Origin of the sequence: Pedobacter sp. HDW13 (genome assembly GCF_011303555.1) — a bacterium.
Taxonomy (GTDB): domain Bacteria; phylum Bacteroidota; class Bacteroidia; order Sphingobacteriales; family Sphingobacteriaceae; genus Pedobacter.
In genome coordinates, this window is the sequence record NZ_CP049868.1 from 5,832,675 (window position 1) to 5,859,027 (window position 26,353).

28 protein-coding genes and 1 tRNA gene are annotated in these 26,353 nt (G+C 38.6%); 15 read left to right on the top strand and 14 right to left on the bottom strand.

Annotation, left to right across the window (positions count from 1 at the left end):
• Window positions 1-2: 2 nt before the first annotated feature.
• Genes G7074_RS24200 through G7074_RS24210 form a run of 3 tightly spaced genes read right to left on the bottom strand, consistent with a single transcriptional unit; the run spans window position 3 to window position 3,788 of the window.
• Window positions 3-419, bottom strand: a complete 417-nt coding sequence (locus G7074_RS24200) for a hypothetical protein (RefSeq protein WP_124559998.1) — start codon at window positions 417-419, stop codon at window positions 3-5.
• Between the two features lies 1 nt (window position 420).
• Window positions 421-1,419 (bottom strand): PorP/SprF family type IX secretion system membrane protein, encoded by a 999-nt coding sequence (locus G7074_RS24205; protein WP_124559997.1) that lies wholly within the window; start codon window positions 1,417-1,419, stop codon window positions 421-423.
• Entirely contained in the window at window positions 1,416-3,788 is a 2,373-nt protein-coding gene (locus G7074_RS24210) for a gliding motility-associated C-terminal domain-containing protein (RefSeq protein WP_124559996.1), read from the bottom strand. Before G7074_RS24210 ends, G7074_RS24205 begins: the two co-directional genes overlap by 4 nt.
• Window positions 3,789-4,231: 443 nt before the next feature.
• Here G7074_RS24210 and G7074_RS24215 point away from each other — a divergent pair, with 443 nt between their 5' ends.
• Window positions 4,232-4,642, top strand: a complete 411-nt coding sequence (locus tag G7074_RS24215; RefSeq protein WP_166211800.1) for an organic hydroperoxide resistance protein — start codon at window positions 4,232-4,234, stop codon at window positions 4,640-4,642.
• Between the two features lie 223 nt (window positions 4,643-4,865).
• Here the strand turns inward: G7074_RS24215 and bioB are convergent, their stop codons facing one another.
• The 5 genes from bioB to G7074_RS24235 form a co-directional block, all read right to left on the bottom strand.
• Window positions 4,866-5,867 (bottom strand): biotin synthase BioB, encoded by a 1,002-nt coding sequence (gene bioB / locus G7074_RS24220; protein WP_124559994.1) that lies wholly within the window; start codon window positions 5,865-5,867, stop codon window positions 4,866-4,868.
• Window positions 5,868-5,888: 21 nt separating this feature from the next.
• Complete coding sequence (locus G7074_RS27395; RefSeq protein ID WP_240916397.1) at window positions 5,889-6,419, bottom strand: magnesium transporter; 531 nt, start codon at window positions 6,417-6,419, stop codon at window positions 5,889-5,891.
• On the bottom strand, window positions 6,416-7,237 hold the full coding sequence (locus G7074_RS27400; RefSeq protein WP_240916398.1) for a magnesium transporter: 822 nt from the start codon (window positions 7,235-7,237) through the stop codon (window positions 6,416-6,418). The genes G7074_RS27395 and G7074_RS27400 overlap by 4 nt, the downstream gene beginning before the upstream one ends.
• Window positions 7,238-7,386: 149 nt before the next feature.
• Window positions 7,387-8,508, bottom strand: coding sequence for a magnesium/cobalt transporter CorA (gene corA / locus G7074_RS24230; RefSeq protein ID WP_166211803.1), 1,122 nt, complete (start codon window positions 8,506-8,508; stop codon window positions 7,387-7,389).
• Between the two features lie 2 nt (window positions 8,509-8,510).
• On the bottom strand, window positions 8,511-9,122 hold the full coding sequence (locus tag G7074_RS24235; RefSeq protein ID WP_124559992.1) for a WbqC family protein: 612 nt from the start codon (window positions 9,120-9,122) through the stop codon (window positions 8,511-8,513).
• A gap of 259 nt (window positions 9,123-9,381) precedes the next feature.
• On the opposite strand from G7074_RS24235, the gene G7074_RS24240 reads away from it, so the two are divergent.
• The gene (locus tag G7074_RS24240; RefSeq protein ID WP_166211806.1) at window positions 9,382-10,395 is read left to right on the top strand and encodes a glycosyltransferase family 2 protein; all 1,014 of its coding nucleotides are present in this window, start codon (window positions 9,382-9,384) and stop codon (window positions 10,393-10,395) included.
• Between the two features lie 124 nt (window positions 10,396-10,519).
• Here the strand turns inward: G7074_RS24240 and G7074_RS24245 are convergent, their stop codons facing one another.
• Together G7074_RS24245 and aroQ are read right to left on the bottom strand one after the other, a co-directional pair.
• Window positions 10,520-11,236: a TlpA disulfide reductase family protein gene (locus tag G7074_RS24245; RefSeq protein ID WP_124559990.1), complete on the bottom strand. Its 717-nt coding sequence runs from the start codon at window positions 11,234-11,236 to the stop codon at window positions 10,520-10,522.
• 12 nt (window positions 11,237-11,248) lie between these two features.
• On the bottom strand, window positions 11,249-11,665 hold the full coding sequence (gene aroQ / locus G7074_RS24250) for a type II 3-dehydroquinate dehydratase (RefSeq protein ID WP_124559989.1): 417 nt from the start codon (window positions 11,663-11,665) through the stop codon (window positions 11,249-11,251).
• A gap of 147 nt (window positions 11,666-11,812) precedes the next feature.
• On the opposite strand from aroQ, the gene xerD reads away from it, so the two are divergent.
• Window positions 11,813-12,712, top strand: a complete 900-nt coding sequence (xerD, locus tag G7074_RS24255; RefSeq protein ID WP_124559988.1) for a site-specific tyrosine recombinase XerD — start codon at window positions 11,813-11,815, stop codon at window positions 12,710-12,712.
• On the opposite strand, the gene prmC is transcribed toward xerD, so the two are convergent.
• The gene (prmC, locus tag G7074_RS24260; protein ID WP_166211809.1) at window positions 12,709-13,566 is read right to left on the bottom strand and encodes a peptide chain release factor N(5)-glutamine methyltransferase; all 858 of its coding nucleotides are present in this window, start codon (window positions 13,564-13,566) and stop codon (window positions 12,709-12,711) included. The two genes, xerD and prmC, sit on opposite strands and share 4 nt — an antisense overlap.
• A gap of 164 nt (window positions 13,567-13,730) precedes the next feature.
• Between prmC and ribD the strand changes: the two genes are divergently transcribed.
• The 4 genes from ribD (at window position 13,731) to G7074_RS24280 (ending at window position 17,173) form a co-directional block, all read left to right on the top strand.
• The gene (gene ribD, locus G7074_RS24265) at window positions 13,731-14,786 is read left to right on the top strand and encodes a bifunctional diaminohydroxyphosphoribosylaminopyrimidine deaminase/5-amino-6-(5-phosphoribosylamino)uracil reductase RibD (protein WP_166211812.1); all 1,056 of its coding nucleotides are present in this window, start codon (window positions 13,731-13,733) and stop codon (window positions 14,784-14,786) included.
• Window positions 14,783-15,649 carry a DMT family transporter gene (locus tag G7074_RS24270; RefSeq protein WP_124559985.1) on the top strand — a complete coding sequence of 289 codons (867 nt, stop codon included), beginning with the start codon at window positions 14,783-14,785 and terminating at the stop codon, window positions 15,647-15,649. The genes ribD and G7074_RS24270 overlap by 4 nt, the downstream gene beginning before the upstream one ends.
• Window positions 15,636-16,250, top strand: coding sequence for a YigZ family protein (locus G7074_RS24275; RefSeq protein WP_124559984.1), 615 nt, complete (start codon window positions 15,636-15,638; stop codon window positions 16,248-16,250). Before G7074_RS24270 ends, G7074_RS24275 begins: the two co-directional genes overlap by 14 nt.
• Before the next feature lie 62 nt (window positions 16,251-16,312).
• Window positions 16,313-17,173, top strand: coding sequence for a nucleoside phosphorylase (locus G7074_RS24280; RefSeq protein WP_124559983.1), 861 nt, complete (start codon window positions 16,313-16,315; stop codon window positions 17,171-17,173).
• Between the two features lie 94 nt (window positions 17,174-17,267).
• Here the strand turns inward: G7074_RS24280 and G7074_RS24285 are convergent, their stop codons facing one another.
• Together G7074_RS24285 and G7074_RS24290 are read right to left on the bottom strand one after the other, a co-directional pair.
• Complete coding sequence (locus G7074_RS24285) at window positions 17,268-17,663, bottom strand: DUF1398 domain-containing protein (RefSeq protein WP_166211815.1); 396 nt, start codon at window positions 17,661-17,663, stop codon at window positions 17,268-17,270.
• Between the two features lie 3 nt (window positions 17,664-17,666).
• A complete protein-coding gene (locus tag G7074_RS24290) occupies window positions 17,667-18,716 on the bottom strand; it encodes an aldose epimerase family protein (protein WP_124559981.1) in 1,050 nt (349 codons plus the stop codon).
• A gap of 76 nt (window positions 18,717-18,792) precedes the next feature.
• Between G7074_RS24290 and G7074_RS27405 the strand changes: the two genes are divergently transcribed.
• From G7074_RS27405 to G7074_RS24310, 5 genes are all read left to right on the top strand, one after another.
• On the top strand, window positions 18,793-19,344 hold the full coding sequence (locus G7074_RS27405) for a galactokinase family protein (RefSeq protein ID WP_240916399.1): 552 nt from the start codon (window positions 18,793-18,795) through the stop codon (window positions 19,342-19,344).
• A 212-nt stretch (window positions 19,345-19,556) separates the two neighbouring features.
• Entirely contained in the window at window positions 19,557-19,940 is a 384-nt protein-coding gene (locus G7074_RS27410; protein WP_240916400.1) for a hypothetical protein, read from the top strand.
• 77 nt (window positions 19,941-20,017) lie between these two features.
• Window positions 20,018-20,548: an RNA methyltransferase gene (locus tag G7074_RS24300; protein ID WP_124559980.1), complete on the top strand. Its 531-nt coding sequence runs from the start codon at window positions 20,018-20,020 to the stop codon at window positions 20,546-20,548.
• A gap of 58 nt (window positions 20,549-20,606) precedes the next feature.
• The gene (locus G7074_RS24305) at window positions 20,607-21,269 is read left to right on the top strand and encodes a YdeI family protein (protein WP_166211818.1); all 663 of its coding nucleotides are present in this window, start codon (window positions 20,607-20,609) and stop codon (window positions 21,267-21,269) included.
• Between the two features lie 241 nt (window positions 21,270-21,510).
• Window positions 21,511-22,827, top strand: a complete 1,317-nt coding sequence (locus tag G7074_RS24310) for an OmpA family protein (RefSeq protein WP_124559978.1) — start codon at window positions 21,511-21,513, stop codon at window positions 22,825-22,827.
• A gap of 132 nt (window positions 22,828-22,959) precedes the next feature.
• Here G7074_RS24310 and G7074_RS24315 read toward each other — a convergent pair whose 3' ends face one another.
• Window positions 22,960-24,258: a DEAD/DEAH box helicase gene (locus G7074_RS24315; protein ID WP_124559977.1), complete on the bottom strand. Its 1,299-nt coding sequence runs from the start codon at window positions 24,256-24,258 to the stop codon at window positions 22,960-22,962.
• Window positions 24,259-24,599: 341 nt separating this feature from the next.
• Between G7074_RS24315 and G7074_RS24320 the strand changes: the two genes are divergently transcribed.
• From G7074_RS24320 to G7074_RS24330, 3 genes are all read left to right on the top strand, one after another.
• Complete coding sequence (locus G7074_RS24320; protein ID WP_158674036.1) at window positions 24,600-24,761, top strand: hypothetical protein; 162 nt, start codon at window positions 24,600-24,602, stop codon at window positions 24,759-24,761.
• A gap of 6 nt (window positions 24,762-24,767) precedes the next feature.
• A tRNA-Met gene (locus G7074_RS24325) sits at window positions 24,768-24,838 on the top strand.
• 418 nt (window positions 24,839-25,256) lie between these two features.
• Complete coding sequence (locus tag G7074_RS24330) at window positions 25,257-26,279, top strand: LD-carboxypeptidase (RefSeq protein ID WP_124559976.1); 1,023 nt, start codon at window positions 25,257-25,259, stop codon at window positions 26,277-26,279.
• Window positions 26,280-26,353 lie beyond the last annotated feature (74 nt).

The window sequence follows — 26,353 nt, forward strand, 5'->3', positions numbered from 1 at the left end:
TTTTATTTAATCAGACAGGCATTAAAGGGTAAAGTGTACGATTCTCCGTTATCGAGTTTAAAAGTAATCTGCCCATCACAGCCAAGCTGCTTCTCTGCAATATCTTTGGCATTAAAAACGACTGAATAAGAACGTTGTTCTGTATTGTCTGATTGAATTGAATCAGTTCGAACTTTGAATTTCAGTTTTACCTCAATACTACCTGCAGTAACAGATATTTTTTCAATCTTATTGAATTTAGATTTGGTAGTAAAATCGAGTAACAAGGCTCTGGGTGCATTAGTCGTATCGCTAAAAAGGCTAAAAGCATAGTAAGTTTTACCCTCGCGGAAATACTGGTAATCGAGTTGCTTTTTCTGGCAATAAGCGGTGTTGGCCAACGCAAAGCAAAACAGGAAACAGATAAAGGTTTTCATCATATTAAAATCTGGGGCAAGGCACTTTAAACCCTTTAAAGTTATTGTGCCGGTATATAAAAGAGAGTTCGTAAGTGCGTGGCGTGGCATTTAATAATTTACTGCCATATACCGTATAATTTATGCCTGCACTAATATTGCCAACAGCCGCCCCAACATAGGGGAAAAACGATGCTTCGTTAAATTTATACCAAAGTCCTAAATTTAGTTTTACTTTGGTTTCTTCGCCGGGTTTTAAACCTAAAACAGTACCTAATATGGCATCTTTGTTTTTATTCTGCGCATTGTAAACCCCGGTAACATTTAGATCTGCAAAATCATTTAACAGGTAAACCATACCCAGGTTAACGGTTCGGCGGGCAGCTACAAATTCGCGACTGCTATTTAAAAGCGCATCTTTAGGACGGGTTAAATGGTATTGCGCATAACCACCGGCAATGCTCAGCCTATCGAAATTTGCGGCAAAATTAACCCCGATGTTTACGTCGAAATAAGCCGTTTTATCGTTTTTTAAATCGAGGTAATTGGGCATCGAAGTATCAAAACCACCACCGTTATACTGCGAAGCAAAGGTGAGTTTATTGTAATCGAGGTATTTGGCTACGTAGGCAATTTGTGGAGCCAATCCGAATTTAAAGCGGTGTTCTTCATCAAAATACTGGTAGTAAGAAACACTGGCACTGAGATATTGCGATTTTAAGGCTTTATTTAGTGATTCATCAAACAAGCCACTTAAGCCTATGCTAAAGTAGTTATTGGTAAAATTTTCGTCCTCAACCAGTTTAATATCACCCGAAACGCTATAGGTATTATAAGGATCGCCGAGATTACCCCATTGCTGCCTTGTATTAACTGCAATACGGTACTCGCCATCAAAGAAACCCGTAAAGGCCGGATTTAACGAGAGTGGTGCAGCAAAATACTGCGAAAATTTGGGGTCTTGTGCCGAACAACATACAGCAGCCAGGCACAAAAAGAATAGTATCAGCGCTTTGTACATCATAATATCAGAATAGTTTTTCCTTTTGATTGAATTTTTCCGCCAAACAGATCAATTCCTTCTGCAAACCACGAAAATGTTTCAAGCGGCTGCATTTTGCTCTTAAACTGACCATCCCAACCTCCATTAACAAGAGCCTCACTTTCGTAAACCAAAATACCCCATTTGTTGTAAACCCTGAAACTCGTTAGTTTCTTAACGCTTACCAAAAAAGGATACAAGCGATTATTGGTTTCCTTTTGTGGCGTAAAAGCGGTTGGTACTATAATTTTAGGCTGTGGCAAAACAGTTAAGGTAATTGAGGTGCTGCTTATACAGCCATTCGTACTTTGTATGGCTACATAATAAACTCCTGCCCTGTTTATTTTTGTAGGGTCCTGTACTGGACGTTTCAGGTCCTGATCTTCAAAATAAGTAGCCTTAACAAATGCGCTGCTGCCTTTGGTAATTTCTGGTGCGGTTAAGTCGATAAATTCATTATCAAAAATGGTTTTTGGCTGATTTAAAACAAGTTTTGGCGGTTCATTGAAGTTGACTACAATTTTAGCGGCGCTAAAACAACCGCTTTCGTTGGTTGCCTTTACATAATAGATACCTGGTTTTACAATCGCTTTAGGGTAAGCAAGCGGATTTGCAAGGGCTTCATCACTAAAAAAAGTGTAAGTAAAGTGTCCATTGGTTTCGGTGTATAATGCCGGATTGGTTAAATCTACCTTGTCAGGATAACAGACTATTGCAGGCTGATTTATTGTAAAAACAGGTGGACTCGTTATGTTCACAACTATTTTATCACTTACCACACAACCCGCTGCACTAACTGCTTTTACATAATAAACTCCGGATTTATCAATGTGCGAAGGATCGCTTAAAGCTTTGCTCAGCGCCTCATCTTCATAAAAACTATATTTGAACGTAACGTCGCTGCCGATAAAATTTTTCAAAGTGGTAAGATCTACCAAATCGCCCAGGCAAACGGATTTTAGATTGGTAATTTTGAGCAGGGGCATCTCTTGAATTGTTACCTCAACCGGAACCAGCTTGCTACAGCCAAATTCGTTTGCAAACTTAATAAAATACCTGCCAGAAGCTTTAATGTGCTGTGGGTCGGTCAAAATTTGCGTGGCAGCCTCATCAGCATAATAGGCTTTGGTTATGCCGCTCAGTTCGCCCACACATAATTCGTTCTTCGTAATATCCACACTTTCCGAATAACAAACCGCAGCGGGGCTATTAACTGTAATATTGGTTACTTTATATACAGCAATATCGATTGGCACTACACTCTCACAGCCTTTGTTATTGGTGGCTTTAATGTAAAAGGTTTTATCGGCAGTTATTTTAACAATAGCCCCAATTTGCTTAGTCAGGTCTTTATCTTCATAAACCAGATAAGTAAAATCGGCCGAACGGTTTAAGATGTACTTTTCGCTTAACAAATCGATTTCACTGCCCTGGCAAACGATATCTTTATTTAAAACCTGTAATTCATAATCTACTCCTTTTATTACCGTACTGATTGTACTCGGACAACCAAAACCGGGATAAGGAACTACATCTAAAACAATCTTCGATCCATCGGCCGGTTTAGGTTTAATGCTGATGGACTGGCCTGTACCATATTTAACCGATCGATCTGCATTGTACCAGCTATAGCCCTGAAAGCCACTTGGCCCCGAAATATTTAGGGCATCGGAACTTTTGCAATAAGTACTTCCTGCTATCGGACCACCGCAAACATTGTTTATATCTACATAAGCATAACCAAAATGGCCACCTCTGGCGCAATCGGTACTGATAAACTCAATCAGCAACTCCTTGCCCTGGTAACCCGATAAATTTATGGTAACCGCCGACCAGTCTTTATAAATTACGCCTTCATAATCGGCAGATTTTTTAAAGCCAGGTAAGGAAGAAGTAGCTACATACTCAAAAGAAGCGCAAGGGATATACTCGTTTTTTTCTACATCCTTTACACGCGCAATAAACCGTGGTTGCTCGTAAGGTTCGTGATCGGGGTCTTCTAAAACCACTGCATACTGATACGTTAAAGTAAAATCAGGCCGGTCTGCAGGTACGGTCATCTGATACGAAATACCATCCACCTGGCTTCCGGTTCCGTTATCACCAATTTTAGCTACAAAATTGCCTCCAGATGGCGGGATAAGATTAAAGCCTCCATAAGGGTCAATAAGGTTTTTCTTACTAATGATCGTATGTCTTCCCGTAGCAGGTTTAGCAACTTCGTTTAAAGTAAAGGTGGTTTGGTTGTTTTCAATGCTAACCAGACCGGTAAATATCTTCCAGTTCTGAAAATTTCCATTTTCAAAGCCAATATTCTCCGGGCAGGATTGCGCATAAGACCTGGTTGGCATAGCAAAGCATGCTATGAGCAACATCAAAAACAATCTATTGATCAACGGGATGATTTAAATAGTTATGACATAAAAATATCGTTTTAGTATATGCAGAGATTTTGTGTCAGGATAAAGTCATGCTTTTTTACACGAAACCGGATACTAATAAATGAGTAGAGCTAATTCTTACATGTACTCAATCTTAACACTAAAGATCATAACTGTCTGATTTTCAATAATATTAAAAACAAAATTATTTACCCTACAATTTTCAGATTCATTTTCGTTTTCATTTTTGATGATAAAAGTGCGGATATAACTCCTGTTTTTTTACATGAAATGATTTTAAAATATTTCAACTATCGCCAATTATGCCCTTAGCAGTATTTTTAAGCAGTCTAACCATAGCTAAAAACAAAGACAACTGTAATTTGTTAAACTAAATCAATTAAGAAAATATTATGGAAAAGCTATATACAGCTGAAGTTACAGCTACTGGAGGAAGAGACGGACACATTAAATCTGGCGATGGAATACTGGATTTCGATTTAAGAAAACCAAAAGAATTGGGTGGACAAGGTGGTGCCACCAACCCCGAAGAGTTATTTGGTGCAGCATGGGGTCCATGTTATTTGGGAGCTTTAGGTTCTATAGCCGAACGCGAAGGTATAGATGTAAGTGAAGCAAATGTAAAAGTTTTGGTTTCGTTTAATAAAGATGGAAATTCATTTGTGCTTTCTGCCGATCTGGATGTACATATCCCGGGCATCTCTCATGAAGAAGCACAGTCGCTGGCAGAAAAGGCGCACAGAACCTGCCCTTATTCTAAAGCTACTAAAGGGAATATCGAGGTTAGGGTTACTGCGGTGTAGGTCCTTGTACAAACCTACATGATAGTCGTCATCTCGACCGAAGCGCAGCGAAATGGAGAGATCTTTAATTAGATTTCTCGACTACGTTTCACTTCGCTCGAAAGGACGAGCTACAATAAATATGTATTTCTTCAAGAAAAATTTCCTTTAAACACAAAAGATCCCGATTAAAAACCGGAACCTTTTGTGTTTTTATCAAAGTCAGCTGTCAACTGGCTTAAAATTATATCGCTTCTTCTTTAACCAAAGTATTAGCCGGACGGCCGTTTTTAAAAGCATCGCGGGTTTTTAATCCCAATAGTTCGAACATGGCCATATCATCAACAAAAGCCGGGTTTGGTGTAGTTAGCAATTTATCACCTGCAAAAATAGAACTTGCACCTGCCATAAAACAGAAAGCCTGCTCTAATGTGCTCATTTCATTTCTTCCGGCAGATAAACGTACCACTGAATTTGGCATTACAATACGTGCAGTAGCAATCATCCTTACCATATCCCAGATCGGTACACGGGGTTGATTTTCTAAAGGCGTTCCTTTAACAGGTACCAAAGCATTAACCGGCACCGACTCCGGATGTGTTTCCATATTTGATAAAGTCTGTAGCATCGAAACGCGGTCTTCTACGGTTTCACCTAAACCAATAATACCACCGCTACATACGGTTAATTTAGCTTTACGTACATTATGAATGGTATTTAAACGGTCATCGTAAGTTCTGGTCGAGATAATACGTTTGTAATCATCTTCAGAAGTATCCAGATTATGGTTATAAGCATATAAACCGGCATCAGCTAAACGTTGTGCCTGATCTTCTGTAAGCATACCCAGGGTACAGCAAACCTCCATATCCATATCGTTAACAGCTTTAACCATATCAATAACACGGTCAAAATCGCGGTTATCGCGCACCTCGCGCCATGCTGCGCCCATACATAAACGTGATGCACCACCCTCTTTTGCTTTTACTGCAGCGCTCACCACCTGGCTAACCTGCATCATAGGCTGTACTTCTACATCCGTATGGTAACGGGCAGCCTGCGGGCAGTAAGAACAGTCTTCTTTGCAGCCACCTGTTTTGATAGAAATCAATGAGCTTACCTGAACCTCATTGTAATCTTTATTCGCTCTGTGTATGCTTGCTGCTTCGTAAACCAGATCTAAAAATGGTCTATTGTAAATTTCGTATATTTCTTCTTTTGTCCAATCGTGTCTTGTCGTTTGCATTCGGATCAGGATTTGTTTAAGCTATAGTAAAAGTTTGCTGGCTAAACCTAAAATTAACAGGAAGCCAAAAACATCGGTAAAAGTAGTAATAATTATAGATGATGCAATGGCAGGATCGATGCCCACCCTTTTTAAGATTAGCGGAATACCAGCCCCGGTAATGCCTGCAATAATCAGGTTCCCAGTCATTGCCAGGAAGATAACCAGGCCCAGCATCGGATTTCCATCAAAAAAGAAGGCAAAAATAAATACAATTAATCCGTTAGAAGCTCCGTTGATTAAACCTACTGTAAACTCTTTTAAAACGGTTCGGTAGGCTTGCTTGTCGGTCAAATCGTAAAGAGAAATACGCCTTACCGTTACTGCGAGGGCTTGTGTAGCTGCATTACCGCCCATACCTGCAATAATGGTCATGTAGGCCGCTAATGAAGGAATTAATTTAATGGTTGGATCGAAATACCGCACTACCGATGAGGCTAAAAAAGCCGTACCTAAATTGATGATTAACCAGGGCAAACGCGATTTCACCGCCTCTACCCAGTTACCGCTCAATTCCTCGTCTTCTGATACCCCGAAATTTTAAGGATATCCTCGGTACTCTCCGCTTCCATTACATCGATTACATCATCGAAAGTTACCCTTCCGAGTAGTTTCTGGTGATCGTCTATAACCGGGATACTGGTTAAATTGTATTGCGAAATTAAATTAGCTACTTCTTCCTGGTCGGTATCGGGATGCACATAAACGGCATCAACCTTTACCAGCTCGGTTATTTTGGCATTGTGCTTGGCTTTGATAATATCTTTAAGCGATACAATGCCTTTAAAAATCTCCTCATCATCCACCACGTAAATGGTGTAAAACTCTTCCATTTCCTCGCTCTGACGGATGATCTCGTCGATTGCGTCTTTTTTGGTGAGGTTAATATTTACACAGATCAGCTCTGTGTTCATCAATCCACCCGCAGTTTTCTCGTCGTAGGTTAACAGGTTTCTGATCTCAGAAGCATGGTCATCTTCCAGGTCTTCGAGAATTTCTTTCTGTTCGTGGTCTTCGAGTTGCGAAATAATATCGGTCGCATCATCGTAATCCAGCTCCTCAACAATTTCGGTACGTTTATCAGGGTGCAGTTGAAAAAGCAGGTCTTCGGGATGGGATTCTTCATCCATCTCCGAAATAATTTCGGATGCAGTTTCTGCAGGCAGCAAATTAATGATGTGCTGCTGTTCCGATTTATCTAAACGTTCAAATAAAATAGCAATTTCTGAGGCATGGTATTCTGCCAAAACCTCTACCAAAATTTCATCACCGGCTAAAATTGCATTTTTAACCTTCAGTACGTCGCTTTTATCTATTTCGAATGACTGCATTTATCTCTTCAGCTGGATGTTTCAAAAGTAAAGGTTATTTTCAATAATCAGGGCTAGACTACACTCAATTAATTTAATGATTTATCCAGCTTTTTGAAAAATAAAATTTCAAAAACTTGGAAATGCGAAATTATCTCTATACAAAATCATTATTTAAACCAACCTTTGCGCCAAAAATAAATCACCTGCAATACCGCAATTATCCCCATTATAATCCATGTCCAGGTGTAACCATGCGGACTGTAAAGCTCAGGCATGTTATCGGGCATTACTTTACCCGTTACCGGATCTTCACGACTAAAATTCATGCCATAAATACCTGCTATAAAGGTTAGCGGAATAAAAATAGACGAAATAATGGTCAGTACCTTCATAATCTCGTTCATCCGGTTACTGATAATCGACAGGTTCATATCAATATTAGCCGAGGCAATCTCCTTTAAAGATTCTATAAAATCAATAATCTGAATACAGTGATCGTAAGCATCCTTCATATAGGTTTTAGTCAGATCGGAAATTAACGGACTGTCTGTTCTGATAATATCATTCAGTTTATCGCGCTCTGGCCAGGCCACCTTCCTGATCGTAATCAGTGAGCGCTTAATACCCTGGGTATCGTACATAATCCGCTTATCCGGGTTATCGAACAGCCGGTCTTCAATTGCATCCAGTTCTTCACCCCAAAAGTTCAAAAGCGCGAAATAATTATCAACGATCACATCCATAATGGCATACATCAGGTAGCTGCTGCCACCAATCCGGATATTCCCCTTGCCTATTTCCAAACGTTTCCTTACCGGCTCAAAACAATCGGCATAAGTTTCCTGAAAAGTAATTAAGGTTCGTTCGGAAAGGATAAATGAGATCTGATCGTTATTTAAAACTCCCTCATCGTTTAAATACAAGTGGCGGCTTACCGAAAAAATGTATTTGTCGTTATCGTATTCATCTAATTTTGGTCGCTGGTAAGAACTGGTAATGTCTTCTAAAACCAATCGGCTGATGTCATATTTCGAATATAGGGTTTCAAATATGGTTGGGTCACCCAGGCCCTTAATATCAAACCAATAATTAAAATCCTTGCTTTCAATCAGTTTATCAATGTTATTAATATTGTCTAATTCTACTTTCTTATAGCTTTTATCGTTATAAGTATGCAATACAATAATTGGTTTTAAAGCATCTTCATCAATAGCATATAAACCCGGACTAGTGCCTGGTGCCGGCACTTTGTAGTGCTTATGCCTGTTACGTGGTTTGTTTTTCCCCATAATTATAAATATAACCGGGCCTGTGGGCCCTGATTGAATAACAAATCAACAATGCTTAAGTTGGGCAAAAATTGATGCCGGTCTTCAAATACCTGATAATACGGCTTATTATTTACCATATCTTCTTCCTTTTTAGGGTTCATCATCCCCCTATAATCGAGCTCCGGTGGTACCGTATCGTTATATTCGTTGGTAGTATTCATGATAACGGGCAGTTTGAGTTTTTTATTTAACCATTCTATCAGCTCGAGGTTATAATCGAACAAAAACTCAAATTTTTCATGATAAAAGCGTGATAGCTCGTCTTCGTAATATTCAAAATATGCGGAACTTCTGTAACAGCCCTCTAAACTAAGCCAATGTAAACGCTGCCATTTAAAATCGTAGCTAATGCGCACGTCTTTCATTTTGGTATGCGTTTTTGAACCTTTAACCACAGGCACGGTAAGATCTAGCTTCCCGTTAGGCGAATAAATACTGGCCCGGTTCCGGTACGTTTGCTTAGCCAAATGTTCGTGTTTTTCAATTAAAAAATCTGGCCCCAGCTTTTGCAATAAACTAAAATAACCAACTGGTGGAAGATAAAATAATGGAAGTATAGCTGTATTCTGCATTTGAAAATTTATGTTTGTAGCTGAAACGTTTAAAAATAATGATTTAAAGAGGGATTTCGCATTCTGGCCTGTTTTTTATACCAGCTATAACGCTTTACACCTTCCCTGCTATTTTTTTGCAAGATTACTACATTATCTGCTTTATTTAAGCAATGGGTTTAGAAAAATTATAGTAATCGTCCTTATTTTTAAATTTTATTAAAAGATGATTTGGTTCCGTAGCGATAAACAAGCGGAAATTTAACCCGAAATAAAAAGAATGAGTCCTTCTGTAGCCATTGTAATTTTAAACTGGAATGGAAAAGCATATTTAGAAAAATTTTTGCCCGGAATTTTGCAGAGCAAGTATGATAACCTGCAAATTGTTGTAGGAGACAATGCCTCGACCGACGATTCTGTTGCTTTTGTACAAGAAAATTTCCCCAGCATTAAAATTATCCGGAACGAGGTTAATTATGGCTTTGCAGGCGGCTACAACAAGGTTTTAGAACGTGTTGAGGCAGATTATTTTATTCTGCTCAACTCAGATGTAGAAGTTACCCTTAACTGGATACAGCCAGTTATCGATTTAATGGAAAGTGATGCGCAAATTGCAGCTGCACAGCCTAAAATAAAATGGTACAGCGACAAAAACCAGTTCGAATATGCAGGTGCAGCCGGTGGATACCTTGATATTTACGCTTTCCCGTTTTGCCGCGGAAGGTTGTTCAACGTTTACGAACAAGATAATGGCCAATACAACAATACCCAAGAAGTGTTTTGGGCCAGTGGTGCAGCGTTTTTCATTAAAAGTAAATGCTGGAAAGAAGCTGGCGGACTAGATGCTGACCTTTTTGCGCACATGGAAGAAATAGACCTCTGCTGGCGCTTAAAAAACCTGAATTATAAAATCATGTACTGTCCCGATGCAGAAGTGTACCATGTGGGTGGCGGTACTTTGCAGACCGAGAATCCTTTTAAAACCTACCTTAATTTCAGGAATAACCTCATTATTATGCAAAAAAACCTGCCTGCAAGCGATGCCGTTTTCAGGATTTTTATCAGGATGTGTATAGATTTTGTAGCCTGGTGGCACTTCCTGCTAAGTGGAAAACCTAAATTTACCATGGCGGTAAGCAAAGGGCACTGGCATTTCTTAAAATCGCTAACTAAAACAAATAAAAAACGAAAAGCCTTTCAAAAGCCTTATGCTACACATCAGGGTGTATTTAACAACAGCGTGGTTTGGGCATTTTTTATCCGGAAGATTAAGTACTTTTCTGCTTTAAAATAATTTTAACTACAAAGCACGCTAAGCATGGCGCAAAGAGCGCAAAGTTAGGCATACAAAACACTCTTAAAATCTTTGAGTTTCTCTGTGTAAACTTTGTGACCTCTGTGGTAAAAATGCTCATGTCTTATTTCAAAGATTCTTCAATCGATTTCTCAACCCAGTTTACCGTATTCGATCCTAAACCTAGCGTACTAAATTTAATGTAACCCTTTTTATCAATCACAACATGTGTTGGATAGCCTTTTACGCCGTATTTACTGGCGATAGAGCGTCCTCCACCGATAATGTGATAATCAAAAGGCATTGTTTTTAAAAAAGGTTTAAGTTCATGCTTTTCATCCAGAGCAATCGCCAGGAAAACCACATCTTTATTGTCTTTATATTTCGCAACAATTTCGTTCAGGTGCGGAATTTCGGCCTTGCAGGGCGGACAATTGATAAACCAGAAGTTAATCACATACACCTTTGCGGTACTATCCTTCAAGTTGTATCTATTGCCTTCAATATCGCTGGCCTTAAAGCCATTAAATAGTTCGCCTTCTTTAAAAGATTCGCTTTCACGTGGCCTTGGCATTTTTTTTACATAAGCCGCTTTCTCATCAGCAGAGAGCTCATAAATCAGATATTCCTTTTCACCACTATCTGTGAAGGTTTTCCTGTCTTTTATTCCATATTTACCTGATTGCATTAATTTTTTCCAGGCATTGTAAGGATAAACCATCCCATCTTCTCCTCGTATAACCGATTGTTCGTTAAGAATGGTTCTTTTTTGTGTAGTTTCTTGTGCTTGCCCCAACAAGCAGTTAATGAGTAGAGCAGTTAATATTAGATATTTGAACATATAATCTGAGATTTATATAAGCAAACTTTCAATAGCCAGGCGGTAACCATTCATGCCAAAACCGGTTAAAACGCCCTGGCAATTCTTACCCGTTAAAGAAACATGGCGATACTCTTCACGCGCATAAATATTTGAAATGTGCACCTCAACTACCGGGGTTTTAATGGCTGCTATGGCATCTGCCAGCGCAACTGATGTATGGGTATAGCCACCAGCATTTAAAATAATTCCGTCGTAAATGAAACCAATTTCATGCAATTTATTAATCAATTCGCCTTCTACATTGCTTTGGTAGTAATCGATTTCGATAGCCGGGTATACTGTTTTCAGTTCTTTAATGTAATCTTCAATGCTGGTATTACCATAAATAGAAGGTTCGCGTACGCCTAAAAGATTTAAATTGGGGCCATTAATAATTTGTATTTTCATCTGTTTATAATCTTGTTTTAATGATGATTAAGCTACCGTCATTTCCATAATCTATTCGATTTTTGAAAAAATCATGATGGTTTCATGATCACTTGTAACGTTAAATGTTGTAACGTTGCAATGTTATAAAAAATCTCAAATAAAAGCATGCTTTGGCAATCATATATTAAAGGTTTTAGATCTTATTTAAAACTCGAGCGATCGTTAGCTGTCCATTCGGTTGAGGCTTACCTGAGCGATATCGAAAAACTGGTGCAGTATTATCAATCGTTAGATGAAACTCCGCAGCTTACCGATATCCGTACAAGCGATATCAAATCTTTTATTTCGTGGTTAAATGAGTTGGACATGCAGGCCAGTACCCAGGCCAGGGTAATTTCGGGCTTGAAAGCTTTCTTTGCTTATTTGATGATTGAAGAGGTAATTACCAACGATCCAACGGCGTTAATTGAAGCGCCCAAACTTAGCAGAAAGCTACCCGATACACTGAATATTTATGAGATCAACGCCTTAATAGCCGCCATTGATGCCTCTAAACCCGAAGGCATGCGCAACAAAGCAATAATTGAAGTACTATACAGTTGTGGTCTACGCGTTAGTGAGTTAACTGATTTAAAAATATCAAACATTTTTCCTCAAATCGAATTTATTAAAGTAATTGGTAAAGGGAATAAAGAGCGTCTAATCCCGATTGGAAGTGAAGCACTGAAGCTGATGGAGATTTATATTAACGAAGTGCGGGTGCATGCCAATATAAAAAAAGGTCACGAAGATTTTATCTTTCTAAACCGCTTTGGAGCCAAGCTTTCCAGGATTTCGATATTCAACCTGATTAAAAGTCTGGCTGTAGGTACGGGCTTAAAGAAAACCATTAGTCCACATACTTTAAGGCATTCTTTTGCCACACATTTAATTGAAGGTGGAGCCGATTTAAGGGCTGTACAAGAAATGCTGGGGCATTCGAGCATCACCACTACCGAGATTTATACGCACATTGACCGCGATTATTTAAGAGAAGTAATTACACAATTTCATCCGCGGTCTTAAGCAGGTAAACGGCAGCAAATCATCCGGTCTTTTCCTTGCATATCTTTTCGTAACTCAATGTTTTCAAATCCTTTACTAACCAACATATCAACGGTTTCCTGACCTAAATATTCATTGATTTCAAAGTATAACTTCCCATTAGGTTTCAGGTTTGTTAGCGCAAAAACAGCAATGGCTTTGTAGAAAATTAGGGGATCATCATTACTTACAAAAAGTGCCAAATGTGGTTCATATTCTAAAACATTATCGTGCATTTCAACTTTCTCTAAATACCTGATATACGGCGGATTACTTACAATAACGTCAAATTTTAATTCACTTGAAAAAGTTAATATATCAGCCAAGATAAAATTCACTTCCACACCTATTTGCGTAGCATTTAACTTAGCCACAGTTATAGCCTCTTCCGAAACGTCTAACGTAGATACTCCTGCCTGTGGCAAATGTTTTTTAAGCGTAACCGGAATACAACCCGAGCCTGTTCCAATATCTAAAATTTTAATATCGCGAACTGCAAACTGTAAACTGCTATCTGAAATAATCCACTCCACCAACTCCTCAGTTTCGGGTCTCGGAATAAGTACATTTTCATTTACCTTAAATACCAGTCCGTAAAAATGAGCTTCGCCCAAAACATGTTGCACCGGTTTCCCCATCTGCAAATCGCTAAGCATGCTTAACAATTGCTGTTCGTTAACCAAATCAACAGCTGTATCGCGCAGCATCCTCAATTGAGTGAAAGACAAACCTAACACATGCGCTGAAGCAAGTCTAAACAAGGCACTGGCTTCCTCGCCATCATATAAAGCTTTAAGCTCTAACTGATAAAATGCTTCTAATTCTCCAATTTTCATTAACAACAGTTTTGTTTTAGCAGGTAGTATCTGGTTAATGCACAATTTACAGCAGCATAACACCTTTCCTCCTGACATTTCAATGGCTGCAAAATTACTTATTTAGGATGATATCAATTCTGTTTAGCGCGCTCCATGACTCTTTTTTTACTACTTTTGCCACCATGAGCGACGAATTTTACATAAAACGCTGTCTGGAATTGGCCGCTTTGGGTATTGGCCAGGTTAGTCCAAATCCTATGGTTGGTTGCCTAATTGTAGCTAACAATCAAATTATTGGTGAAGGCTACCACCAGCAGTACGGCCAGGCGCATGCCGAACCCAATGCAGTAAAAGCTGTGTTCGATAAATATGGCGGCCAGGCCGAAAATTTATTAAAACAAGCTACCGCTTATGTAAATTTAGAGCCCTGTGCGCATTTTGGCAAAACCCCGCCTTGTGCCGATTTATTGGTTAAACATCAGCTCAAAAGAGTAGTAATCGGAAACCGTGATCCATTTTCGGGTGTTGATGGCAAAGGAATTGAAAAACTTAAAAATGCCGGAATCGAAGTGATTAGTGGCATTGCAGATGCTGAATGCCGCCATTTCAACCGCAGATTTTTTACCCGAATACAGCAACAACGGCCTTATGTTATTTTAAAGTGGGCCGAAACAGCCAATGGCTATTTTGCTACAAGTGATGGTCACCAGAAATGGATTAGCGGAGCCCTAGCTAAACGTCTTGCACACCAATGGCGAACCGAAGAAGATGCAATCCTGATTGGCAAGCAAACGGCTATTATCGATAATCCACAGTTAAGCTCAAGAGAGTGGCCGGGTAGAAATCCGATACGCCTGCTTATTGATAAAAACCTGCAGGTTCCGCAATCCAATCACATTTATAACGAAGCGGCTAAAACCATTGTTTTTAATGAAGTTAAAACCGACGTGGTTGGCAACATTCATTACATTCAAATGGAAGACATGCAATTCTACCTCCCGCAAAAGATTGCCTTTCAGCTCTATTTGATGGATATACAATCGGTAATAATTGAAGGTGGTGCAAATATTTTGAAGCAATTTTTAGATGCAGGTCTTTGGGATGAAGCACGAGTTTTTACTTCCTCAACCAGCTGGAACGAAGGTATACCATCACCCGCAATAAATGGTAATCTGCAAGAACAGGTTCAAATCGGAAACGATAAACTATCTATCTATATAAACAACCTAAATAAATGATCTACATTACTTTAAGCATTTGCTGTAGTGTTACCGTAGCCGTGCTGTTAAAGCTGGCCAAACGTTATCAAATCAGCATTATCCAGGCAGTTGCCGTAAACTATTTTGCCGCCTTAACACTTTGTTTTTTCTTTTTCAAACCTGATATCAAATTAGTAAGCAGTGCAGCGCCATGGCCCATATACACTGCTTTGGCTATACTCTTACCTACTATATTTTTGTTCCTTGCTGCTTCTGTTAAAAACCTTGGCATTGTTAAAACCGATATCGCTCAGCGTTTGTCGCTATTTATCCCAATACTGGCCGCTTACTTTATTTTTAAAGAAGATTTTAACAATCTAAAAGTAGTTGGCCTAACCGTTGGTTTTGTTGCCATTTTCCTAACATTTTTACGCAAAAGTAATCCTGATCAAAAAACAGGAAACCTTATTTATCCGGTAATGGTATTTATTGGCTTTGGAACAATTGATGTACTGTTTAAACAAATTGCCTTATACAAAGAATTACCCTATACCACCTCTCTTTTTACCATTTTCTGCATGGCTTTTGTGGTTTCGCTGGTTATCGTTGCCGTAATGACAATTTCCGGGAAGATAAAATTACAATTGGTTAATCTGGCCTGTGGGTTGATTTTAGGCTTCTTCAACTTCGGAAACATCCTTTTTTACCTAAAAGCACATAAAGCCCTGTCGCAAAACCCTTCTACAGTGTTTGCGGCAATGAACCTGGGCGTTATTATAGTCGGTACCCTAATAGGTGTTGCAGTGTTTAAAGAAAAATTAACAAAGATAAATTACCTTGGAATAATCCTGGCCATTGCCGCGGTTATTTGCATTACCCTTTCGCAAAATGTTGTTCGATGATTCGTATAAAACAATCGGGAGTGCATCAGAAGGCATATTTCGAGATAAAGGGAGCAAATTTATTGCTTATACCTATCCCATCCGTTCGGAAGAAGAAGTTAAACCTCTTATTACCGCTTTAAGGGCTGAGCATGCTAAGGCAAGGCATTTTTGCTATGCTTACCGCTTAACACCGGATCGGTCCGTATTCCGGATTAACGATGATGGAGAACCATCTGGCACTGCTGGCAGACCTATACTCAACTGCCTGTTATCAGAAGATGTGACCAATATTTTGGTGGTGGTAGTTCGTTATTTCGGCGGAACCTTATTGGGTGTTCCAGGTTTAATTAACGCATACAAAACCGCCAGTATAGAGGCGATTAAAGCAGCAACTATTATAAACAAAACTGTAAATGATGTTTATGAAGTTAATTTTGATTATCTTCAAATGAATGATGTGATGAAGCTGGTGAAGGAAGAAAACATTGAAGTTTTGGCGCAACAATTTGATACGCAGTGTGTATTGAAATTCGAAATCAGAAAAAACCAACTGAACCAGGTTTTAGGTAAATTTGATAAAATAGCAGGCGTTAAATTAAAATACCTGCAAACCATTTAAACCTGACCATTATTGCCAGTAGATTTTAGTTACCTGTAAAACGAAGAATAATCAATAATCAAATGAAAATAGCTGAGAGCGATTTAATTATCAACCCCGATGGCAGCATTTATCACTTAAATTTGTTGCCAGACGATATTGCGGATAACGTAATTACCGTAGGCGATCCTGACCGGGTTGGCGAAGTGAGCAAATATTTCGACAAAATTGAGTTTAAGAAAGGTAAACGCGAATTTATAACGCATACAGGCTATGTAGGTAAAAAGCGGATTACCGTGCTTTCAACCGGCATTGGCACCGATAACATTGATATTGTTTTTAACGAACTTGACGCCCTTGTAAACATTGATTTCGAAACCAGGGAGATTAAAAAACATCTTACTTCTTTAAATATTATCCGCATAGGCACTTCTGGCGCGGTACAGCCCGATATCCCGATGGGCACAATTCTGGCCTCATCTTACGGTTTAGGAATGGATGCCCTGATGAATTACTACTACCATGAATTAACTGGAGATGAACGCAGTTTAATGGATGACCTGAAATCGCATTTTGGCCATCTGAAAAATATAAACCCATATTTAACAGCAGCTAACGATAATTTACTAAATACCATCGGTAAAAATATGCACCATGGCATTACCATTACGGCACCAGGCTTTTACGCACCCCAAGGTAGAATTGTACGCGCCAAAAACGCAATCCCCGATTTTATTAGTTTAATTAACAGCTTTAGCAGCAACCAGCACCGCATAACCAATTTAGAAATGGAAACCGCGGGTATTTATGCTTTGGCTAAAGTTTTAGGACACAAAGCACTATCGGTAAATGCCATTTTAGCCAGCAGGGTAAAATTCGAGTTTAGCAGCAATCCCAATAAAATTGTAGATGATGCTATTAAAATGGTTCTGGAGAGGATTTGATTGTAATAATTGAATTTTGAATGACCAAATGAGTGAATTTTCTATGCTCAGGCACAGCTTTATGCAATCATTCAAAACTCAATCATTCAATCATTTAAACTTTAGGTATTTCTTCTTTCACCAGCTCATTTCCGGCGCTATCTAAATACGTACAGGTCATTTCTTCTGTATCAATAATCCATTTTTCTACGCCAGCATCGGCCGCCTGCTTACAGAAAGTAAAAAAATCGGTTTCGCCCTGCTGATGTATTTTTAAAGCATGCTCCAGTTTTTCAGCAGAAGATACTTCGTTAATAATTAAAGCAGGATAATCCTCCGGACTCTCCTGCTGTGCATTATCTTCATCATCAAAGTAAATAGATAAGCCATTGTTTACATAAACATCATTTCGCTTAACCCCCATTGCCTTAATTTCTTTAATAAATTGAGGAAAATCTGCACCGGTTTTAATCTTTGCCGCTGCTGCCTGGATATTCGAAATGGTAAACATACTTTATCTGTTTAATGAAACTTTGTAAACTGTTGTTTGTGTATACAAATCATCTGGCCTTAACACAGTACTCGGGAATTCCGGAATATTAATTCCGTTCGGATGATGTTGTGTTTCTACGCAAAAGGCGCTGTAACTTTCATAATCACGTCCATCTTTGCCATTTTTTACATCTAAGTATTTAGCTGTATACAAATGCGCTACCGGCTCAGTAGTATATACACTTAAAGTTAAACCGCTTTCTGATTCAATTGTTTTGCTAGCCAGTGATAAATCTCCATAGATTTTATCAAGGACAAAAGTTTGATCGTATCCTTCATCCTCGTTCCAGTCGCGACCAATTTCTTTTAACTGCGTAAAATCATGTTCAGTATCTTTAACCGGAATTAACTTACCTGTTACCGAGTAATTATCATCCTGTTCCAAATAATTAGCGGCAAAAATCTGTAATTTATGGTTTTTAATGTTTCCACCTTTTGGCGCAAGGTTAAAGTAACCATGGTGGGTTAAGTTAATCGCAGTAGCCTGATCTGTTTCAGCTTCGAAGCTTAAAATCAGTTCATCATTTTCGGTCAGTTCGAAGGTTAAATCAACGATCAGGTTCCCAGGATAGTTCTCTTCACCATCCGGGCTTTCATATTGCAATGTAACTGCTGGTTGTGGACCCTCAACTACATCAATTATATCCCAAACTTTTTTATCGAAACCAGTTATACCACCATGAAGGGCATCGGTACCAGCATTTTGAGCCAGCTGGTAAGTTTCGCCATCAATTGTAAATCTGCCGTTTTTAACACGGTTGGCATAACGACCAACTACCGCTCCTAAATAAGGGTAACTTGCCAAATATGCAGGATCAAGATATCCTTCAATGGTATCGAAACCCAATACAATATCCTGCATTTCGCCATTGGCATTTTTAACTACAAATTTGCTGATGATAGCACCGTAATTAAATATTTTAACATAAGTGCCTTTGCTGTTGGTTAGTTCGATTGCGATAACTTCTTCGCCATCAATAATTTTTCCGGTTGGTATTTGCTGAACGCTCATAAATTGTAACTTAGGGCTTTTGTTTCCTAAACAAACATACCATTATTACTCGCTTTTTATAAATATTTTTAGTCAAATGAACATTAATCTTGAGGAAAAATTTGCCGAGCATTATCATAAAAAAGCCGATGCACTTTATTTTACACCTGGCCGCGTTAATCTGATTGGTGAACATATCGATTACAACGGCGGTTTGGTTATGCCTTGCGCCATTACCTTAGGCACTTGGGTAGCCATTGCGAGAAATAACGACAATAAATTCAGGTTTAAAAGCTTGAACTTCGACATTGAGACAGAAGTTGATAACCAGTTAAACACTAAAAATGAAGGTGTGTGGGCAAATTACCCAATTGGTATAATTAACGAACTGATTAAAGATGGTAAAGAAATTGGCGGACTTGATTTCTTGTTCTACGGAAATATTCCCATTGGCTCCGGACTTTCCTCTTCGGCCTCAATAGAAATTGCGACAGCATATGCATTAAACAACTTCTTTAACCTGGGCTACCAGCAACTCGAACTTGTAAAAATGGCCAAGCGGGTAGAAAACGATTTCATAGGGTTGAATTCAGGTATTATGGATCAGTTTGCTGTTGCTTTCGGGAGAAAGATAAAGCCATTGTTTTAGATTGCGAAACCTTAAAGTATAAACTGGTAGATGTTAACCTCGGCCATTATGTACTGGCCATCATTAACACCAACAAACCGCGCGAACTGGCCGATTCGAAATACAATGAACGCGTAGCTGAATGTCAGGAAGCACTGAAACTTTTAAACCAGGAAATTACCCTGCACAACCTTTGCGAGCTGACTGCCGAAAAACTGGCTTTACACAGTCATTTGATTCCAGACGAGGTAATTTTAAACCGTGCAACGCATGTGGTTAAAGAAAACGATCGTGTGCATCTGGCCGCAAAAGCTTTAAACGGAGGTAACCTCGAAGAATTTGGCCGTTTAATGTACGCTTCACATCAATCACTCAGAACTTTGTACGAAGTAAGTGGTAAAGAACTAGATGCAGTAGTTGATTTTTGTACAGGTTATGAACATGTAATTGGTGCCCGGATGACTGGAGCTGGCTTTGGGGGCTGTGCAATTACCTTATTGAAAAAAGGTTACGAAGAAGACTTTGCAAAACATTTAACCGATTATTACGTAGCCCAAATAGGTTACCCTGCCGCCATCTATATCAGCGAAATTGGTAGTGGGCCTGCCAAAATTTAAAACATTTAACCAGATTTTAGCTAAAGATTAAACGTCTTTATCGGTGTAATCCATAAATCTGTGGAATCAATTTAAAAATGAGAAAATTAAAATTAGACGAGTTAAACCGTCCGGATATTGAAGAGTTTAAAGCACAGGAAAAACTACCTGTTGTAGTGGTTTTGGATAATGTGCGCAGCATGCACAATGTGGGTTCGATATTCCGCACAGCTGATGGTTTTGCACTCGAAAAAGTAATACTTTGTGGCATTACCGCCCAACCGCCACACCGCGAAATTGAAAAAACGGCTTTGGGTGCCACACAATCTGTAGATTGGATTCATTACGCCGATACTGTACAAGCAGTTGGTGCTTTGCGCAGTTTGGGGTATGAAATAGTAGCCATTGAGCAAGCTGAAAACAGCACCATGCTGAATACTTTTAAGCCAGACCCCAACAAAAAATATGCATTAATATTCGGTAACGAGGTTGATGGTGTTAGCGATGAGGTAATGGCAAAAATTGATGAGTGCATCGAAATTCCACAATTCGGCACTAAACACTCGTTTAACATTGTGATTTCGGCAGGGATTGTATTCTGGGATTTCTTTGCTAAATTGAGATTGTAGTTCTGCCTGTTTTTTTACCATAAAGCACACGGAGAAAAGTACAGGAAACATAGAGACAATGGAAAATTCATTCTTAAAAAAACTTCAGATCAAACCAAGCTATAAAGTTAAAATAGTTGATGCTCCTGAAAACGCGGCAGCAATATTCGGCGATATTCCGATTGAAATTATAATGCAATACCAGGATACCGCAGATTTTAATGCACTCATTACTTTCACAACCAGCAAAACGCAGCTAAACGCCCAGATTAAAAATAACATTGGGCATATGGAGGCGAAAACGATATGCTGGGTGTTTTACCCCAAAAAGACTTCAAAAATACCCTCAGACCTGGAGTTGATGAAGAGTTGGGAAGAACTGGGCAGTTTTGGCTTAACGCCCTGCGCTTCGGCAGCGGTAAACGAAACCTGGACTGCCCTTCGCTTAAAATTCATTACTGAAGTAAAGCCTTCGGGCATGCGGAACGATCATATTAAAACCAATGAATTTGGCGAATATATCGATCCCGTAAACAAAACGGTTAAACTGCCTGATGATTTGCAAACACTTCTGGCTGCCCATACAGCGGCCTATACTTACTTCAATACCCTGGCCTATTCTCATAAAAAGGAATATGTGCTTTGGATTTTAACCGCAAAACAGGAAAAAACACGCCACAGCAGACTTGAAAAAACAATAGAAATGCTGTTAAACCAGAAGAAGAATCCATCTGATAAATAAAATTTCTTAGATATCCATTCCTTACCTAAACTTTCTTTTTGTATAGAATTCTATACAAAAAGAAAGGTAATCCCTTTTGTTGCGTAACTTTTTCGTGAAATGTTTTTTAGCCTCTAATCTTCTGATAAATAGACTATTTATACAAAAACAGTGTCTTTTGGCAAGATTTTTTCTTAATCACAGCAAAACAGTACGACATAAAAACTGTTAAGACACTAAATATTTACAAAAATAGAAAAACATGAATACGAGAATTACTAAATCAACAATGTTGATTGCCCTACTAGGATTATCATCACAATTATTTGCACAAGAAACCCCTACGGCTACTGGCCGTTTCTCTCCTACTAAGTTCCGTACCTGGTCGGTAGGTGTACATGGTGGTTTATTAACCCCAAGAACCATTTTTGGAAATTCAAATCATCAGTTTGAAACTCCTGTTGAGCATATCGGTTACGGCGGTTACGTAAAAAAACAAATTTTACCACAATTGGGTATTCAGGCTGATTTCCTTGCAGGTAAAGTAGAAGAGCTACGGGCTGCTACAGGTACAGGTACTTTTATCCCGAATACTGGTTATAAAACCAATATCCAATGGTCGGGTGCATTATCAGCGGTGTGGAATGTAGCGAACATTAGCATTAACCAGGAAAACGCCATTTTAACACCTTATTTAAAAGCCGGTGCAGGTTACATGTCATCTGGCGCAACAACTGCCCCAAACACAATTGATGCAGGTTACTACAGAGAAGGTTGGTTTGTGCCAGTTGGCGCAGGTTTAAAATTAGGCGTAGCTAAAGGTATCAATGTAGATTTAGGTTACGATGTTAACTTTGTTAAGTCGGCTAAATTTGACGGTTTCAATGGTCCTACAAACGATCGCTTTGCTTACGCTCATGCTGGTTTGGAATTTGCCATCGGCGATAAATCGAAACCTCAATTGCAAAACTATAGCTCATTAGCTAACCTAAACAAGCAAACTGCTGAAGAAAGTGCCGAATTAAGAAGAGCATTATCAACTGCTGAGCAAAATGCACAACGCGATAGAGAGCAATATGCTAAAGATTTAGGCGATGATGATAATGATGGTGTAGCAAACAAATTTGACAAATGCCCTGGAACTGCTTCAGGCACTGTAGTTGATGGTTCAGGTTGTCCGATTAAAGTTCAACGCGAAGTAATTAAAGAAACCAAAGTAGTAGTTACAGAAGCTGACCGTAAAGTGGTTAAAGATGCAATTACGAACTTAGAATTCGATTTAGGTAAATCAACTATCCGTTCTAAATCATTTGCAACTTTAAACCGTGTAGCAAACTTATTGGTAGAGAAAAACTTCAGTTTAAAATTAGCTGGCCATACCGATAACACAGGTGGCAGAGAATTAAACTTACGTTTATCGAAAGACAGAGCCGAATCAGTAAAAGCTTACTTAGTTTCGCAAGGTGCAAATGCATCAAGAATCGAAGCTATAGGTTACGGACCTGACCAACCAATTGCAACGAACAAAACTGCAACTGGCCGTCAACAAAACCGTCGTGTAGAATTTACATTATACTAGTCATAAATGATAACGACAACAAAAAAGCTCCCCGGATTATTTTCCGGGGAGCTTTTTGTTTTAAACATTAACGTTTAATCATATTCTAAACCGAGAGACGCTGAAAAAAGTTCAGCATAACGAAAACGATATTTACGATAATCCTTTTTTGTTTTTATAAGTCATTTTGGCTTTGGTACCTGCACTATAATTGTAGTTCTTCAGGTTACTGGCTTTCTTCTCGTGAAAAGCTGCACCGCGTTCACTGTTGTCCGCTTCCTCCTCGCCTTTCTTTTTCTTGGCTTTGCTGGCCGCATCAACAATTTTTAAATCTTCAGGCAATTCCATTACCTCTAATTTCTGCCCAATTGCCTGCTCAATCTTTCTTACTTCTATCAGTTCAATATCGGTTGAAAAAGTAATTGCCACCACATCTTCATCACCATGCTTAACAATACGCTGAATTAAGGTTTCTTTTTGCTCTGGCAATTCGAAATGTAAAATAAAAGGAATGCCCTGGATATCCAGTTCACCCAGGTTTTCATTGGCTACTATTAAAACCCTGGCTGCAGCATTTTCCTTAAAATCTTCAATATCGTCATAACCCTTATCGTCAAAAAATAAGGAACGATAAATCGAAATCTCATCTTCTTTGCTATGGTTAAAGTTCTTATAAACCGTTTGGGCAGTTAAACGTGTATTTACAAAAACGACTACTTTATCAAAAACCTCTACATCGTTTAACAGCAAGGTTAACAGATTAAGCTTTGTTCTGAAATTGGGAACCTGATACAACATCTGCTGGTAAACCTCAGCCTGCTTTTCGCTAATTTCATCCACCTCAATAGTTGCTGCCGAGTCTTTCATGAAAGGAGCAATCATGTGGTTTAGTTTTTCGTGCAGTACCTCTGTAAACACTACATGCTGAGATTTATAAGCACTGTTAGCCAGTTCAACAACCGGTAATTGCAAGCCTTTTTTAACTATAAGCTCGGCATTATCTACAATGAATAATTGTATTTTATTGGTATTTAACGCCAATTTTAAATACAACGCACGGGCACGATCGGGTACAGCTACAATAATATCGCAGCCATCCGTAATTTCGTTCATCTGTGTTTCTACAGCACCACGGCTATCAATTCCTAAAATCCTGAAAGTACTGTTGCGGTTCAATAATTTAAACTGCTCCAAAACATGATCAACATGCTCAATATCCGGCACTAAAATTAATGCCCTTGGTGCTTCTTCAAAGGCATATTTCAATTTCATTAAAGTAGCTAAAACGTAAGTAGTTGTTTTCCCAGAACCTTCAGGCCCTACTGCTATAACATCCTGGCCACCTAAAATTCTCGACATTGTTCTGGCCTGGATTTCTTTTGGAGTTAAAAATCCTGCATCAGTCATGGCCGCTACAAGTGGTTTGCTAAGTTTTAATTTATCTAAAGACACAATTCCTATTTTAATGATTTGAAAATGCAAATATCCTTAAAATAATTAGCTTTTAGAGAAAAGCTTTGCAAATGAATACTACCTATACAAGTACAGGCGACTTACAAGAGCCTAATTCCGGATCAGCATGAGCGTTATTTTACAATCTTTTTAAAGTAATAAGTCGTTTTAGACAGCTTAAACCCAATTAACTAAAAAATTAATTAACTCGCTATCAATAGATTAAAAATTATTTCAAAATAAATACTACTAAATCTATAGATATTATATACTTATTTATATATTTGCTCAACATTAATCATTAACTAAAATATGGTGTTAAACAATTAAACGCAAAAACAATGTCAATTTATTTTCAGTTCCCGGCCATTGATGAGTATCCAAATTTAGCCTATCCGCTAAAAACAGAGCTACACGATACGCAGCAAATTAAGGTTGAAGATAATATTGCGCAAGAACAGCTTTCAGAGTTAAAAGATTTTTTATCCTTAAAGCCTGTTTAAAAACATGGCCAGTTGACCGATTGGAAGGTTGGAGTTTCATAAACTTTTTACGATGGTTCGAATCCATTACTAGGCCGCTAAGTGTATTTCATAGCACTTTACACTGATCCTGCTCAGGTCAGTTAAGATTTGGTTATCTTATATTTGTTTTGTTGTTAGCAAAGGCTATCCGCGATGGATAGCCTTAACTTTTTTGTGTCATTCTGAATGCAATGAAGAATCCTTAACCAATTAGAATATTCCTGACCTGCATAGTATCTATGCAAAAATCATAAGAGATGATTCGTTTCACACAGCATGACAAAGTCTCGTATTTTAAAATTTTCAAAACTTTTCATTCCGTTCGTGGTTATTTATATAATTCACATTATACTAATCTTTTACAGATTAATTTGTTTGGTTTAAAAAGGGGATTTATGGATATAAATCCCTTTTCTTTTTCGCCAGAATTTTAAATCCTATATTTAGCCATATCAATTTTACCACTTATTTTAGATGAACAGAAAACATTTCCTTTCTTCGTTTATTGCGGCCACCGCTGTACTTCCGGCCTTTAAAACTTTAGCAAGTACCTTAGAAAATGAAAACTCATCATTTAAAATACCGCCTTATCTAAAAGCCGGCGATACTATCGGTATCACCAGTCCAGCAGGATACATTACGCAGGAACAGATTCAGCCATCTGTTTTACAAATGCAAAGCTGGGGCTTTAACATAAAAGTGGGCGAAACCATTGGCAAACGCGATTTTACCTATGGTGGTACAGACGAAGAAAGGTTAGCCGATTTTCAGCAGATGCTTAACGACCCGAACATTAAAGCGATTATGTGCGCCCGTGGCGGTTATGGTTTTGTGCGGATTATCGATCAGCTCGATTTTTCGGCCTTTAAAAGAAATCCAAAATGGATTATAGGTTTCAGCGATATCACAGTGCTCCACTGTCACCTGGCCAAAAATTTCGGCATCGCTTCTATCCATTCGAAAATGTGCAACAGCTTTCCTGATGATTGGGCTAAAGCCGAGCCTATACAGATTGAGACCATCCTCTCGATAAAGAACGCATTAATTGGTGAACAAATGGGCTATACTGGCCCCTTAAATAGTAATAATCGTTTTGGAAAAAACGATGGGATCTTAGTTGGCGGCAACCTGAGTATTATTGAAACCCTGGCCGGTAGTAATTCCGATTTAGACACCAAAAATAAAATCCTGTTTATAGAAGATACAGGAGAATACCTGTACAGCATAGACAGGATGCTATGGAATTTAAAACGCAGCGGCAAGCTTAAAAACCTGAAAGGCCTTATTATAGGTGGTTTTAAAGTTAAACCCGATGATGCAGGCGAAGAATTTGGCAAAACCGTTTACGATATTGTACTTGAAAAGGTAAAGGAATACATCTACCCTGTTGCCTTCGATTTTCCGGTTGGGCACCAACGCAATAATTTTGCATTAAAATGCGGTGTTAATCATACTTTAATGGTTAACGAAAGTGGCGCAACCCTCAGAACGAATTAATTTTTCCTGATTATTCTTACAGCACTAAAATTATAAAAAACAAAAAATGCCAGGATAAACCAGGCATTGTAATC

Excerpts from the sequence above, each read along its gene's own strand:
- bioB (WP_124559994.1), bottom strand. The coding sequence starts at position 5,867 with ATGCAAACGACAAGACACGATTGGACAAAAGAAGAAATATACGAAATT.
- G7074_RS24275 (WP_124559984.1), top strand. The coding sequence starts at position 15,636 with ATGTTGTTCGATGATTCGTATAAAACAATCGGGAGTGCATCAGAAGGC.
- G7074_RS27400 (WP_240916398.1), bottom strand. The coding sequence starts at position 7,237 with ATGCAGTCATTCGAAATAGATAAAAGCGACGTACTGAAGGTTAAAAAT.
- prmC (WP_166211809.1), bottom strand. The coding sequence starts at position 13,566 with ATGAAAATTGGAGAATTAGAAGCATTTTATCAGTTAGAGCTTAAAGCT.
- G7074_RS24240 (WP_166211806.1), top strand. The coding sequence starts at position 9,382 with ATGAGTCCTTCTGTAGCCATTGTAATTTTAAACTGGAATGGAAAAGCA.
- G7074_RS24280 (WP_124559983.1), top strand. The coding sequence starts at position 16,313 with ATGAAAATAGCTGAGAGCGATTTAATTATCAACCCCGATGGCAGCATT.
- G7074_RS24320 (WP_158674036.1), top strand. The coding sequence starts at position 24,600 with ATGTCAATTTATTTTCAGTTCCCGGCCATTGATGAGTATCCAAATTTA.
- ribD (WP_166211812.1), top strand. The coding sequence starts at position 13,731 with ATGAGCGACGAATTTTACATAAAACGCTGTCTGGAATTGGCCGCTTTG.
- xerD (WP_124559988.1), top strand. The coding sequence starts at position 11,813 with ATGCTTTGGCAATCATATATTAAAGGTTTTAGATCTTATTTAAAACTC.
- G7074_RS24285 (WP_166211815.1), bottom strand. The coding sequence starts at position 17,663 with ATGTTTACCATTTCGAATATCCAGGCAGCAGCGGCAAAGATTAAAACC.
- G7074_RS24205 (WP_124559997.1), bottom strand. The coding sequence starts at position 1,419 with ATGATGTACAAAGCGCTGATACTATTCTTTTTGTGCCTGGCTGCTGTA.
- corA (WP_166211803.1), bottom strand. The coding sequence starts at position 8,508 with ATGGGGAAAAACAAACCACGTAACAGGCATAAGCACTACAAAGTGCCG.
- G7074_RS24200 (WP_124559998.1), bottom strand. The coding sequence starts at position 419 with ATGATGAAAACCTTTATCTGTTTCCTGTTTTGCTTTGCGTTGGCCAAC.
- G7074_RS24310 (WP_124559978.1), top strand. The coding sequence starts at position 21,511 with ATGAATACGAGAATTACTAAATCAACAATGTTGATTGCCCTACTAGGA.
- G7074_RS24305 (WP_166211818.1), top strand. The coding sequence starts at position 20,607 with ATGGAAAATTCATTCTTAAAAAAACTTCAGATCAAACCAAGCTATAAA.
- G7074_RS24300 (WP_124559980.1), top strand. The coding sequence starts at position 20,018 with ATGAGAAAATTAAAATTAGACGAGTTAAACCGTCCGGATATTGAAGAG.
- G7074_RS24290 (WP_124559981.1), bottom strand. The coding sequence starts at position 18,716 with ATGAGCGTTCAGCAAATACCAACCGGAAAAATTATTGATGGCGAAGAA.
- G7074_RS24235 (WP_124559992.1), bottom strand. The coding sequence starts at position 9,122 with ATGCAGAATACAGCTATACTTCCATTATTTTATCTTCCACCAGTTGGT.
- aroQ (WP_124559989.1), bottom strand. The coding sequence starts at position 11,665 with ATGAAAATACAAATTATTAATGGCCCCAATTTAAATCTTTTAGGCGTA.
- G7074_RS27405 (WP_240916399.1), top strand. The coding sequence starts at position 18,793 with ATGAACATTAATCTTGAGGAAAAATTTGCCGAGCATTATCATAAAAAA.
- G7074_RS24210 (WP_124559996.1), bottom strand. The coding sequence starts at position 3,788 with ATGCCAACCAGGTCTTATGCGCAATCCTGCCCGGAGAATATTGGCTTT.
- G7074_RS24270 (WP_124559985.1), top strand. The coding sequence starts at position 14,783 with ATGATCTACATTACTTTAAGCATTTGCTGTAGTGTTACCGTAGCCGTG.
- G7074_RS24245 (WP_124559990.1), bottom strand. The coding sequence starts at position 11,236 with ATGTTCAAATATCTAATATTAACTGCTCTACTCATTAACTGCTTGTTG.
- G7074_RS24330 (WP_124559976.1), top strand. The coding sequence starts at position 25,257 with ATGAACAGAAAACATTTCCTTTCTTCGTTTATTGCGGCCACCGCTGTA.
- G7074_RS24215 (WP_166211800.1), top strand. The coding sequence starts at position 4,232 with ATGGAAAAGCTATATACAGCTGAAGTTACAGCTACTGGAGGAAGAGAC.